The sequence below is a fragment of the Bacteroidota bacterium genome, assembly GCA_016194975.1.
Taxonomy (GTDB): Bacteria; Bacteroidota; Bacteroidia; order Palsa-965; family Palsa-965.
The window spans coordinates 176826-189543 of sequence record JACQAM010000022.1; the positions used below are offsets into that span (position 1 = coordinate 176826).

Here is a 12718-nt window from a genome sequence, read left to right on the forward strand (position 1 = left end):
CCTTACGAAAGTTTTAAAACATTATAATCGCCGAGTGAAACATCGCCATGCACATGATCAACCTCCGCGTGATTCCCAATCATGGAATTCCGTATTTCTGAATGCGAGATTTTCGAACCGGAGAGGATGATGCTGTTTTCAATAACGGAATTCGCAACACTGGTATTGTCGCCGAGAGAAACATGCGGGCCTATGGTGGCGTTTTCCAGTTTCACATTTTCTCCAATGAAACACGGCGGAATAATTTTACTGTTCACCGAATTCAAAGAAGATGACACAAGTCCTTTTTCATTCCGGCGGAATTCCAGCACACGCTGATTGGTGAAAACGGTTGCATCTTTATTTCCACAATCGAGCCACTCGGTAACTTTTCCCGGCGAAAATTTCAGGCCTTTGTTCTTCATATTCTCGAGCGCATTCGTCAACTGGTATTCGCCTTTGTCGCGGATGTTGTTGTCGAGAAGATATTGCAATTCATTACGCAGATTTTTTCCATCGCGGAAATAATAGATCCCGATGATGGCGAGGTCACTTACAAATTGCTGCGGCTTCTCAATGAAATCGGTGATCTCATCATTCGCATTCACTTTCACTACGCCGAACATACGCGGATCATTGATTTTCTGCACCCAGATGATTCCTTCTTTTGATGAATCAAGTTTAAAATCTGCCTTGAAAAGTGTATCAGCAAACGCAACGACAACTTTTCCTTCGAGCGATTCTTTCGCGCATAGGATCGCGTGCGCAGTGCCCAGCGCTTCTTCCTGGTAAGTGATGGTTGCTTTGGCGCCCAGTTTAGTCGCAATATCGCGCAGCATTTGCTCCACTTCTTTTCCGAACAAAGGGCCGATGATGAAAGCAATTTCTTCCAGCGGTTCATTGCACACCACGGCAATATCTTCTGCCAGCCGTTGCACAATAGGTTTTCCGGCAACCGGTATGAGCGGTTTCGGAACGGTGAGTGTATGCGGGCGCATCCGTTTTCCCATGCCCGCCATCGGGATAATTATTTTCATAACATATAAAATTCAAAAATTTCAAATTTCAAATTCCAAATCCGGTATGAAGTATTACGTTTCATTATTAGGAATTCTTTGAAATTTGTTTTTTGGAATTCGGGATTTTTTTTATTTCGTTCCTGTATGTCCGAATCCTCCGTCTCCTCTTTCAGAGGAAGCAAGATTTTCTGTCGGCATCCAGCTTATCTGTTCATGTTTTGCGATGACCATTTGTGCAATACGTTCTCCGTCGTTTACAATGAATGGAACATTGGATAAATTCACAAGGATCACTTTTATTTCGCCGCGATAATCAGCGTCGATCGTACCGGGAGAATTCAAAACAGAAATTCCATTCTTCGCAGCAAGTCCGCTTCTCGGCCGGATCTGTGCTTCGTAACCAATTGGCAATTCAATGAAGAGTCCCGTGGGAATGGGTGCGCGCCCGAGTGGTGCAAGCGTAACGGGCACGTCAAGATTTGCGCGAAGATCCAGCCCGGCAGAATGTGGTGTGGAATACGAAGGGAGTTCGTGTTTGGATTTGTTGACGACGGGGACTTTCAGCATGGAAAACGAAGGTACGAAAATCAGGATTTTGGATCGGGTGAAGAAGTGTTTCTGCGAATGAATCGCTGTGGTTTTTCAATGAGCACAACTACCGCGATGTAAAAAATGATCAGCAGGTTTTTTACACACAGGTCAGCAAAGTGAGAAGAAAGCGGAAGATATTTTCCTGCGAAAAAAAGCCCGATCGCGAATGAGAGATAAGCCAGCACACGGAACACATCGTAATCGACGCGGTAATATTTCTGTCCAACAAAATAGGAAAGCACCATCATCGAAGCATAACAGATGAGTGTTGCCCACGCCGATCCCATGTACCCGCCGTAATAAATATTCGCAGAAGGAATCCAGAGAAAATTAAGCAACAGCGTGATCGCCGCGCCGAAAAGCGTAAGCCACATTCCGAATTTCGTTCTTCCGGTGAGTTTGTACCAGATGGAAAGATTGAAATACATTCCAAGAAATAAATTTGCAAGCAGAAGAATGGGCACCACCGGCAACCCGGCGCGATATTCTTTTCCCACAAAATATTTTATCCAGGAAATATTCAGCGTCGTGCCGAGGAAGATGAGCAGGCAGAAGATCACGAACCAGGTCATTACTTTGCCATACATCGTGTGCGCATCTTTATCTTTTTGCCTCGAGAAAAAGAACGGCTCAGCCGCATAACGGAACGCCATTACAAAAAGCGTCATCAGGATCGAGATCTTGTAACACGCGCCGTAAATTCCCACCTGCGATTCAGCAATATTTGCCGGCAACATGTATTTGAGAAGAATGCGATCCATCGTTTCATTCGTCATTCCGCCGAATCCTACAATGAGCAGTGGAAGAGAATACGTCATCATGCGTTTCCAGAGAGAAAGATCGAAACCGTAACGGATGCGGAGCATTTCCGGGAGTAAAAACAAAATGGAAATAATATTTGCAGCAAGGTTGGCGACGAACGCATAAGCAATCCCGATCTGCGGATCGTAAAGATTTCCGAGGAAAGATCCCGGATGTTTTTCGTGATAGAATTTGCAAACGCCTACAAAAAATAAATTCAGCAACAACTGGACGGCGATGTTCAGCATTTTTATGCGTGCAAATCTTTTCGCTTTATTTTCTTCACGCAATTTTGCAAATGGAATTGCCGTGAGCGCATCTGTTCCCACAATGAGAATGGCCCACAGAATAAATTCACCGTGGCCGGGATAACGTAATAGCGACGCAAGCGATGGCGCAAAAATCAGGAAGGGAATGCTCAGTACAATTGTGGAAACCACCAGTGAACGGAGCGCAGTAGAGTAAACAAGATTTTTATCCGGCTCACTCACGGAAAAATTAAACAGCCCCGTTTCCATTCCGTAAGTGAAAAGAATATTCAGGAAAGAAATGTAAGCGTAGAATTCAATGTTCAGTCCGAAATCGGCCGGCTTACCGAAGATGTAAGTGAAAAAAGGAACGAGCGCATAATTGAGCATGCGCCCCACAATGGTGGGAAGTCCGTAAACTGCTGTTTGTCCTGCAAGACGCTTGAGAGGAGTTGCGCTCATGATCAACTACGAATGTGCCTTAAAATACTTTAGTCGCGGGAAGGAAATGGCCTTTTTATAAACGAGGAAAGGTTAAAATCATTGGTAAAAATCCGGCCGATTTTCGCTCTAAAAACCAACTTAACACGATTTGTGTCATCCGGCATTTGCCGTATTTCACTTTCGGGCGTTCCAATGCGGCCTGCTTTTTGCTATTATTGTCGGCGCGTTCTTTTGAATTCTCCAATGAAAAATCACTTCATGCGAAAGATCATGAGCGCGTTTCAATTAAATTATAACTTTGTCACTCACTTAAACCAAATCACATGAAACCCTTACGGATAGCCGCGTTGTTCGGCGCTCTCAGTCTCCTGTTCATGGGCTGCCCCTATGAATCGAAATTCACACTTGGCGATGCTTCCAATGCAATTGCCGATCAAAGTCTCGTTGCAAAAAAATGGGATTGCAAAGGCGAAGAAGATTACGTTTACAAAGTGGAACTCGAAGGAACAATGTACAAGATTACCAAGAAAGATACGAAGAACGGAGGCGAACCTACTTATTACAAAGGATTCATTACACCGCTCGGCGATGCGCTTTTTCTGAATGTTTATGAAGTGGATAAAGACGGAAATCCAACTGCAGAGGAGATACAGTATTATTATTACAAAGTGGAAAAAATGGATGGCGATGCAAGCCGTGTAAAACTGCGCGCGGTGACCGATAACATCACGGAAGAATTCGAAAGCGCAACGGAGTTCCGCGATTTTGTGAAGAAAAATATGGGCATCAGTTTTTTCTACAATAAGGACGATGAAAAAGTGATGTACAAGGATTAAAAAAACAAATTCCGAAACTTTCGAATAAAAAAAATCCCTGCTTATTTGAGGCCGGGATTTTTTTTATGAAAAAATTTTCTCCAAACTCCTCTCTCCGTTCTCCCCACTCATTTCCCTTTGAAATCCGGTTTTCTTTTTTCCATGAAGGATGTTGTTCCTTCAGCAAAATCAGAAGTTCCGCAGCAGCGCGAGAATGAATCTACTTCATATTTGAATCCGTCCACACCATCGGTGTAATGCGCATCCACACATTTTACAATTTCTGAAACTGCGAATGGCGCTTTGGTAAATATTTTTCTCAGGATCTCTTCGCATTTGGGAATGAGCTGATCATTTGGCACAAGATAATTGCACAGGCCCACGCGGTAAGCATCTTTCGCGTCAATGATATCGCCGGTCATGAGCACTTCTGTTGCGCGGCCGCGGCCAATGTGCATCGTGAGGCGTTGTGTTCCGCCATAACCCGGAATGAGTCCGAGATTCACTTCGGGCTGACCGAATTTTGCGCTTTCGGCTGCAATGCGCATGTGGCACGCCATGGCAAGTTCGCACCCGCCACCGAGTGCATAACCGTTTACGGCAGCGATCACCGGCTTCGGACAAAGTTCAATTGATTTAAAAATTTTCTGCCCTTTCTGCGCGAACTCCGCTCCGCCTTTTGCATCGAGGCCAACGAATTCGGAAATATCTGCACCTGCAACAAATGCTTTCGGTCCTGCGCCGGTAATGATCACGCCTTTCACTGCATTTTCTGTTACGGCATAATGCATCGCACTTTCCAGGTCGGCAAGCAACGCTTTATTCAGCGCATTGAGTTTATCCGGGCGATTGAGAATGACCGTATAAATTCCGTTCTCGAGCGTGGTGATCAGGTTTGGAAAGTTCATCGTTATTTTTTTTGATTCAGCTTTCGCCACTAAAGTTTCAGACATAAACTATTATTTTTTTATGGCGCTAAAAATAAATAGTCCTTAAGGATATTTTTCTTCTTTCCGAATGAAGTTTTGAAAAAGTTTTCCCACTATTTCTCCCGGAATGAATGCAACATTCTTAGCATTTCTACGGCATTTCTTTTTTCATCTTCCTGCAGGCACCAGGCGGTGATGGTATAATATTTCTTTTTACCGGCGACGAATGCTATTTTATAACCGATGGGCAATGGAATACCGGGAACGTCTGCCGCGAATTCCGCAATTTGTGCCGGAAGATTGTCAATGTTCTGTTGAGAATATTTCACGTTGCCGTTAATTTTTACCGCGGCCTTCATCATACTCATGTGCAGGGCGGTAAAATTTGAAATGCGATCATGATCCGTATTGTAAATCCTCAACGTATCATCAAGCACAGAAATTTCCTCATCAATCACCGTTACAAATTCGTTACTGTCATTGTCGGCAAACTGAAGAGATGCATCAGCATTCAGTGAATTTGTGGAAATAAGGTGAAGAGGAATTTCAAGCGAGTATTCATTGTGGATGTTCACCGTGCGAAAAGATGCAGTGGGGGCGGAATCGGAATTATTTTTTTCATGAACAGCGGGAGTGTTGCAGGAAAAAAATAAAAATAAAAAAGAGGGAAGGGAAAAAAAACAGGAAATAAAAAAAGAAAAACTTATTTTTCGGGAACGCATGTCATTTGCTCAGAGTTTTCCGGCCAGCACACAACTTCTCTTGTATTCTTTCACGGTGCCGTCCTGTTTGAACGCTTCGAAATAGATCACGTATGCGCCAACGCGCGCTTTCGTGCGATCGTCCATTGTTCCATCCCAGGAAAAACTTCCGTTCATTGTTCCGAGCAATTCATTGCGCACCAGCGTACGCACCAGTCGCCCGCGCGCATCGTACACGGAAACATTCGCCACATAACCCGGCTCGGAAAAAAGATAATTGATATTGATCACGTCGTTGTAGCCGTCTCCGTCGGGAGAAAATATCTGCTGCGAAGTTTCCGCCGAAACGGTCACTGCCCCGTCATCAGCAGTTCCCATTGGGGAATACTGCGAATTCTGCTGTGTGGGCGTTGCGAATCCTATGTTTTCAGAAGCGCTGTGCCAGTTGGTGGGATCCTGCGTTTGCCGGTCGAAATCGATGCGCTCGAGCGAAACTCCTTTTGTGGTTTGCAGCAATGGAAAATGCCAGGAAGAAGAATACACGAGACTATCGATGATGTGAAAACCGGTGTCGGCAAGAATTACAATACCACCGCTAACATTCATGGATGGGATATTCGTCATGTCGAGGCAGAGATCAATGTTCGTTTCTGAAGGATATTGCTGTTGTACTAAAACACTACCCTGGCTCAGCACGAGATATTGCGAAGGGAAAAATAAATATCCTTCCGGCGCCACCACATTCAGATCATTGAGAATATGCGCAACCGTATCAGCCGTGCACAAAACAATATTTTTCAGATCTACAACTTTACCCGAGCGGTTATAGATCTCCACGAAATCTGTTCCTCCTGCATTCGGATCGAAAAGAATTTCATTGATCACAATATCATTTCTCAGCGCAGCTTCCGGCAATGCGAATGGCGCATCGTTCGGTGTTTCCAGTGCATTTCCCGCACAATCCGAAAGTGAAGTATTCACACTCACATGATAAATTATTCCTGCAACAATGGAAACAGGAAGCTTGAGATCGCATTTTGTAAAGTCAGGAGAAACTGGACGAACGCTCAGCGGATTTCCGATACTGTTATCGATCGTGTATCGCGACACATTCGCCATCGTTAAACTGTCGAGCGGTTCTGAAAAAAACAAACGGAGACTATCGGCAGCAAGAACAGAAACGCGAACGAGACGCGGAGCAACATGATCAGGATTCGATGCATTCACGCTATTGCGAGCACCCGGAGTTCCTCCTGCTGTTGCAACAGAAGCCTTCCAGTTGTTCATTCCCCCGCACGGATTATTCGGATCAATTTGTTCGAGCGACCATCCGCCATTCTGCTTCGCGCTATTCTGGTACCACGTGTCGGAATAAGTGACGGAATGAATTTCCATTCCACTCACATCGCGAAGTGTTATTGTTGCACCGGTATTTGTAAGCGCAGAAAAACTTGTTACGCCCACTACATTTATTCCTGTGAAAAGCGGGGCCGCCGTCGTTGAAGTGAGCACAACAAAACTATCGGCCGGTAAGGTTACACCAACAAGTGTGCGCGTCGTTGTTCCAACGGTGATCGTCCAGTTGTCGAGTGAAAGGGAATACGGTGTGCGGTTGAACAATTCAAAATATTCTTCATTCGGCAATTGCACCGGCGGATCGGGATCGGCCATGATCTCGTTGATCACTACATCATAGGGTTGAATTTTGTGATAGGAAAAAATTCCCGAATTCGGATTCGCCGCATTGCCCGCACAATCAGTAAGCGCGCCGAATGTGATCGTGTAGGTTGTGTTATTAGACAACGCAGTTCCCAGCGTGAGATAAATACACCGGAGTGTTGTGGTATCATAATAAAGTGAAATCGGATTTCCGATCGCAGGAGAAATATTGTAATTGGAAAGAGTAGTGAGTTGAGAGGGATCAATCGCTTCATTGAAACATAAAACAACATGCAAACTATCTGTTGCGGAAACCGATTGAAGAATGGGACCAATGATATCAGGAGAATTATTGTAAACAGAATTCTGCGTTCCGGGAGTTCCGCCGGCAACATTCACCGATGCGATCCAGTTTCCTGCAGGAGAACATCCAATGCCGGCATTTGGATTAATAAGTTCAAGCGTCCATCCTCCATTTTGTTTTATGGCATCCTGGTACCAGGAAATATCATAATCAACAGAATCGATTACGTTACTTGCAGCGTCCATCAATTTTAAATTGTCGCCCGAATTATTCAGCGAAGGCCATGAACTTACTCCGACCGTTGGGCCGTAAGGAGAAAGAAGTGAAGTGTCGGCATTTGCGCAGATGATCACGTAACCGCCGGCGGGGATCACGGCAGAATTCAGCGCCCCATTGGAAACGCCGTCTGTGAAACCCCATCCGCTGAGATCGAAATTATTTGCACTGCGATTGTAGAGTTCAACAAATTCAGTATTCGGCAATGCAACAACGGGAGAAGGATCGGCCATGATCTCGTTGATGATCACATCATGAAAAACAGGATTGCTCAATGGGAAATAAGTAAAATTCGTGTTCGCACTCGTGATCGCATTCGCGCTCAGGTCCTGCACGTTCGTGACCGTGAGCGTGTACGCGGTTGCGCTCACGAAGCTGCTGGAGAACGTGAGATGCACGAGCGAATGATTGACCGCATCGCGCACAGCCGTTATGGGATTGCCAATGGAATTATTTACGGAATAATTTGTTGTCACCTGGGAAGTCACCGCATCCACATTCTCATCGAATAAAACATCAAGCGCCGTTGCAGAAGTTGCCGTAGCAGAAACAAGTGTTGGAGGAGTGTTGTCAACAATTACGGGCCCCACATAAATATCGTCGTAATAGAATTTCGTTACGTTGGAGATGGTGTATTTACTGAACACGCCGAAAAAACTGCTTGTCGTGTGCGTGTTATCGAAAACCATTCCTTCCACCTGGTAATTCGTTCCGCCGGTTGTGTCAGAATACAACGTCCATGTACCTGTGGCATCGCGTGTCACTTTAATGCGAAGTGTGTTGGTGGTGGCTGCGCAATGATTATTGATGCCGTCTATGATCTTAGTTTGCGTGGTTCCGCTTTGTTCCCATAGATCGATACTGTCGAGCGAACCGTTCTCTCCCATTCGCACATAATATCCATTTACATTTCCTTTGAGATTCGCAATATCGGAAACAAGATAAACGCGCACATTATTGTTATCAGAAGGCGCAAAACTTTCTTTCACCCAGAAATCCCATTCAGCATTACCGATGAAAGGGCTCGGAAAAGAGAGATACGAAGTATCGGCAACGGTGCTTGCACTGTTGAGTTGTAACTGGAATGAAGCATTTACCTGGTAATCGGCAGCGTCACCGCTCCACGTGGGATTTGCTGTAAAATCGCCATCCGAAAAGTTATCAGAGATCTGGGCCGGAATGAAACCGGCAAATAAAAAGAATACCACCAATAAAGCGGCCGAACGGAATTTCATTTGTCCTTTGAAAATAAACACTTGTAAAGATAAAATAATCACTCTTGCGAAGGGTGGATTTTCTGTGAACAAAACTTCAGAATTTGCATACACAGGAAAGGAAAAAGTTTCATCTTTGCGCCCATGAATATCAGCTGTATGAAACGCAAGATGAAAAAACCGCTCCTGTAAAGGAAAGGTCTCCTGTGTTTTTTGCATCGCAATAATAAACAATGGCCTTTCCCGATGGAAGGGCTTTTTTATTTACGATGTACAATTTGAATCGTACATTATAATCGGGGCCGTAGTTCAAATCGTAAATTAAAAATTGTAACCATGAAAATAGCTGTTGTAGGTGCCACCGGATTAGTAGGCACAAAAATGCTGGAAGTGCTCGCAGAGAGAAATTTCCCAGTTACAGAGCTGATCCCGGTTGCTTCGGAAAGATCGGCCGGGAAAGAAATTTCTTTCAAAGGGGAAAAATATAAAGTGGTAATTCCCGCAGTGGCCATTGGCATGAAACCACAGATCGCATTATTTTCTGCCGGTGGAAACACTTCGCTAGAATGGGCGCCGAAATTTGCTGAAGCAGGAATCACGGTGATCGATAATTCTTCGGCATGGAGAATGGATACTTCGAAAAAACTCATTGTACCCGAACTGAATGCGGAAGTATTGACACCAAGCGACAGGATCATTGCCAACCCGAATTGTTCCACCATTCAAATGGTAGTGGCGCTGAATCCGCTGCACAAAAAATACAAAGTGAAAAGAATTGTGGTCAGCACTTACCAATCGGTGACGGGCACAGGAAAAAAAGCGGTCGATCAGTTGATGAATGAAAGAAAAAATCAAAAAGGAGAAATGGCGTATGCTTACACGATAGACATGAATGCAATTCCGCAGATCGATGTGTTCATGGATAACGGATACACGAAGGAAGAAATGAAAATGGTGAATGAAACGAGGAAGATCATGCGCGATGATTCCATTCGCCTTACCGCAACGGCAGTGCGCATTCCTGTTATGGGTGGCCACTCGGAATCGGTGAATGTGGAATTTGAAAATGAATTTGATCTTGCGGAGGTGCGTACGTTATTGGAGAAATCGCCGGGAATTGCGGTTATCGATGATGTGAAAAATCTGCAGTATCCGATGCCGCTGCTTCATGCGCACAATAAGGATGAGGTTTTTGTCGGAAGATTGCGCCGCGATGAAACACAACCGAAAACGCTCAATATGTGGATCGTTTCTGATAACCTGCGCAAAGGAGCAGCGACGAACGCAGTACAGATCGCAGAATATTTAGTGGAGAAAAAATTAGTGTGAGAGGATGTCTAAAATTCATTTTCAGGAATTCTGATCGCCTTGAATTTCGGTTGAAGCAGATGTTGCATCTGTTTGTTCTTTTTCAGTCACGTCAACTTTCGCCGGAATTTCTTCTTCATCGGGAATAAATCGCGGGTAACGTTGCAGGAAATAAAACATTCCTGTTCCGGCAGCAGCGGCAAGTAAAAACACGAGCCCGATCTTCATTCCTGAAAGCGGGTGGATCTTCGAAAAAAGAGTGAAGTAGGTGAGCAGGAGGAAGGAGCTGATCAGGAAAAAGATGCATCCGAAAAAGATATTGGTAGTCAGAATTTTTTTTTCGGGGAGAGTTGCAAGTTTTCCGAAAAGGCGTTTCTGAAAAATGATGAGAAGGAAAACTCCGACAGAAATAGAAGCATCAGCAATATTGAAGACGGGCCGGAAGAAACAGAATTCTTCTCCGCCCCAGAATGGAAAACTTTTCGGAAAATGCCCGGTATAAACCGGGAAATAAAACATATCCACCACTTGCCCGTGCAGGAATCCTGCATATCCTTTTCCATTGGCAACGAGCTGCGAAACGTTCTGATCCCAGGGATCACTTGCAGTAAAAAATTTTCCGTAAAAAACACTGTCGATGATATTTCCCATTGCGCCCGCGAAGATGAGCGCTACGCACACGACGAGCAGCGGGCGAACATTTTTTCTGAAGAGTGTCCACAGGTAATAACCGATGCCGGCTACAGCGAGCAAACGGAAAATGCTGAGCAATAATTTTCCCCACGCGCCATCAGAAAGTGTGAGGCCGAAAGCCATTCCTGGATTTTCTACGAAATGCAGGAAGAACCAATGGCCCGATACTTCATAGGCCTGGCCGAGATGCATGGTAGTTTTGATCCAGATCTTGATTGACTGGTCGATGAAAAGTACAGCAAATGCAATGGCGAGAGCTTTTTTCAAATGGTGAACGAATTACGAATGGTGCGAATATACTGATTAAGAATGTTGAGAAAATTCATTGACACAGTGCAAAATTACAAATAGAAAAATTGAGAAAAGAGGTCGAAATGATAATTGATGTGAAATCGATTGTTTAAAAATCAAGAGGATTCTCAATGAAGAAAATCCTCTTTATCATTAGCATATTCGAGCAATTTGAAATTCGTTCCCCTAATTATGCTGTCCCATTTTAGCATCGATGCTGAGGGTTGCATGAGGAACACTGCGCAAACGTTCTTTCGGAATAAGTTTTCCGGTGATGCGGCAGATTCCGTAAGTTTTATTTTCAATACGGATGAGTGCGTTCTTCAGGTTCTGAATATATTTTTCCTGGCGCGCGGCGAGTTGTGCGGTTTCTTCTTTCGAAAGCACATCCGATCCGTCTTCCAGTAATTTGAAAGTAGGAGAGGTGTCGTCTGTTCCGTGATCATCTTTGTGTGAAAGCGTATTCTTGAGCAATTCATAATCGCGTGAAGCTTCTGCGAGTTTCGCGTTGATGAGTTCACGGAATTCTTTCAATTCACTATCGGAATAACGTGTACGGTTATCCACCTGCGATTTTGCTTTTTTGAAGATCACATTGTTTCTTGCAATAGGAGGAGAGATCACCGGAGGTAATTTCGGCTGAAGCAGGGCGAGCGTAGTCGATTTTTTCGGAGGTGCGGCGACCGGTTTCGATTTCATCACTGGTTTCGGTGCGGGCTTCACTGCCATTTTCTTTGCGACAGGTTTTGCTTTTGCCGTTTTTTTCGGCGCAACTTTTTTAGCAACCGTTTTTTTCTTCGCTTTCGAAGCAGGCTTTGCCTTTGCTTTTTTCACAGGTTTCTTCTTCGCCTTTACCGGCGCTTTTTTCTTCTTCGCCACTTTAGAAGTTTTACCTTTTGCACTTTTTTTTGCAGAAACTTTTTTAGCCATTTTGATTGGAATAAAAAATTAATTACCCCACTACCATACGCCTTTCTTGCAGGAACAGGCAGTGGGGTAAATTGAATCGAATGTTACCGGAAAAATTTCCGTTTATCAGAAATGATCAAAAGCGCCACGCATTTCATCTGATTCAGATGAATTGTTTTCGCTTTCATTTTCCATTTCCGGAAGCTCCTCGTTCATTTCCATTGCAGTTTCCGGTTCCGGCATAGTCTCATTATGAGCAACAGGAGGGGTGACAATTTTCTCTGCCGTTGGTTTTGGTGCCGGAGCTTTTTTAGGAGCTGCTGGTTTCTTCGGAGCTGCTTTTTTCTTTGCAGCGGGTTTCGCTTTCTTAGCCGCCTTTTTCTTAGCTGCCGGTTTTGCTTTTTTCGCTGCTTTTTTCTTAGCGGGTTTCGCTTTTTTAGAAGCTTTCTTTTTAGGAGCTGCTTTTTTCTTAGCTGCTTTTTTCTTTGCAGTTTTTGCCTTTTTGGCTTTGCCGCCTTTTTTCGCCTTTTTAGCCAT

General features: G+C 44.4%; 11 protein-coding genes. 2 read left to right on the forward strand and 9 right to left on the reverse strand.

Going from position 1 to position 12718, the window contains the following annotated elements; genetic code table 11:
• Positions 1-2: 2 nt before the first annotated feature.
• From HY064_14005 to HY064_14015, 3 genes are all read right to left on the reverse strand, one after another.
• Positions 3-1016: a nucleotidyltransferase gene (locus tag HY064_14005; GenBank protein ID MBI3511770.1), complete on the reverse strand. Its 1014-nt coding sequence runs from the start codon at positions 1014-1016 to the stop codon at positions 3-5.
• A 111-nt stretch (positions 1017-1127) separates the two neighbouring features.
• Positions 1128-1565, reverse strand: coding sequence for a dUTP diphosphatase (gene dut / locus HY064_14010; GenBank protein ID MBI3511771.1), 438 nt, complete (start codon positions 1563-1565; stop codon positions 1128-1130).
• 20 nt (positions 1566-1585) lie between these two features.
• Positions 1586-3100, reverse strand: a complete 1515-nt coding sequence (locus HY064_14015; GenBank protein ID MBI3511772.1) for a polysaccharide biosynthesis C-terminal domain-containing protein — start codon at positions 3098-3100, stop codon at positions 1586-1588.
• Positions 3101-3405: 305 nt separating this feature from the next.
• On the opposite strand from HY064_14015, the gene HY064_14020 reads away from it, so the two are divergent.
• Entirely contained in the window at positions 3406-3918 is a 513-nt protein-coding gene (locus HY064_14020; protein ID MBI3511773.1) for a hypothetical protein, read from the forward strand.
• Between the two features lie 107 nt (positions 3919-4025).
• Here HY064_14020 and HY064_14025 read toward each other — a convergent pair whose 3' ends face one another.
• The 3 genes from HY064_14025 to HY064_14035 all read right to left on the reverse strand — a co-directional run bounded on the left by HY064_14025 (position 4026) and on the right by HY064_14035 (position 9001).
• Complete coding sequence (locus tag HY064_14025) at positions 4026-4805, reverse strand: enoyl-CoA hydratase/isomerase family protein (protein ID MBI3511774.1); 780 nt, start codon at positions 4803-4805, stop codon at positions 4026-4028.
• A 134-nt stretch (positions 4806-4939) separates the two neighbouring features.
• Positions 4940-5548 (reverse strand): hypothetical protein, encoded by a 609-nt coding sequence (locus tag HY064_14030; GenBank protein MBI3511775.1) that lies wholly within the window; start codon positions 5546-5548, stop codon positions 4940-4942.
• 9 nt (positions 5549-5557) lie between these two features.
• Complete coding sequence (locus HY064_14035) at positions 5558-9001, reverse strand: lamin tail domain-containing protein (protein MBI3511776.1); 3444 nt, start codon at positions 8999-9001, stop codon at positions 5558-5560.
• Between the two features lie 315 nt (positions 9002-9316).
• On the opposite strand from HY064_14035, the gene HY064_14040 reads away from it, so the two are divergent.
• The gene (locus HY064_14040; GenBank protein MBI3511777.1) at positions 9317-10309 is read left to right on the forward strand and encodes an aspartate-semialdehyde dehydrogenase; all 993 of its coding nucleotides are present in this window, start codon (positions 9317-9319) and stop codon (positions 10307-10309) included.
• 21 nt (positions 10310-10330) lie between these two features.
• On the opposite strand, the gene HY064_14045 is transcribed toward HY064_14040, so the two are convergent.
• The 3 genes from HY064_14045 to HY064_14055 all read right to left on the reverse strand — a co-directional run bounded on the left by HY064_14045 (position 10331) and on the right by HY064_14055 (position 12718).
• Positions 10331-11248, reverse strand: a complete 918-nt coding sequence (locus tag HY064_14045) for a lipoprotein signal peptidase (GenBank protein MBI3511778.1) — start codon at positions 11246-11248, stop codon at positions 10331-10333.
• 210 nt (positions 11249-11458) lie between these two features.
• On the reverse strand, positions 11459-11839 hold the full coding sequence (locus HY064_14050) for a TraR/DksA C4-type zinc finger protein (protein MBI3511779.1): 381 nt from the start codon (positions 11837-11839) through the stop codon (positions 11459-11461).
• A 468-nt stretch (positions 11840-12307) separates the two neighbouring features.
• Positions 12308-12718 (reverse strand): hypothetical protein, encoded by a 411-nt coding sequence (locus tag HY064_14055; GenBank protein MBI3511780.1) that lies wholly within the window; start codon positions 12716-12718, stop codon positions 12308-12310.

Coding starts and splice junctions, on each gene's coding strand:
- HY064_14035 (MBI3511776.1), bottom strand. CDS start 9,001: ATGAAATTCCGTTCGGCCGCTTTATTGGTGGTATTCTTTTTATTTGCC.
- HY064_14015 (MBI3511772.1), bottom strand. CDS start 3,100: ATGAGCGCAACTCCTCTCAAGCGTCTTGCAGGACAAACAGCAGTTTAC.
- HY064_14005 (MBI3511770.1), bottom strand. CDS start 1,016: ATGAAAATAATTATCCCGATGGCGGGCATGGGAAAACGGATGCGCCCG.
- HY064_14055 (MBI3511780.1), bottom strand. CDS start 12,718: ATGGCTAAAAAGGCGAAAAAAGGCGGCAAAGCCAAAAAGGCAAAAACT.
- dut (MBI3511771.1), bottom strand. CDS start 1,565: ATGCTGAAAGTCCCCGTCGTCAACAAATCCAAACACGAACTCCCTTCG.
- HY064_14030 (MBI3511775.1), bottom strand. CDS start 5,548: ATGCGTTCCCGAAAAATAAGTTTTTCTTTTTTTATTTCCTGTTTTTTT.
- HY064_14040 (MBI3511777.1), top strand. CDS start 9,317: ATGAAAATAGCTGTTGTAGGTGCCACCGGATTAGTAGGCACAAAAATG.
- HY064_14020 (MBI3511773.1), top strand. CDS start 3,406: ATGAAACCCTTACGGATAGCCGCGTTGTTCGGCGCTCTCAGTCTCCTG.
- HY064_14025 (MBI3511774.1), bottom strand. CDS start 4,805: ATGAACTTTCCAAACCTGATCACCACGCTCGAGAACGGAATTTATACG.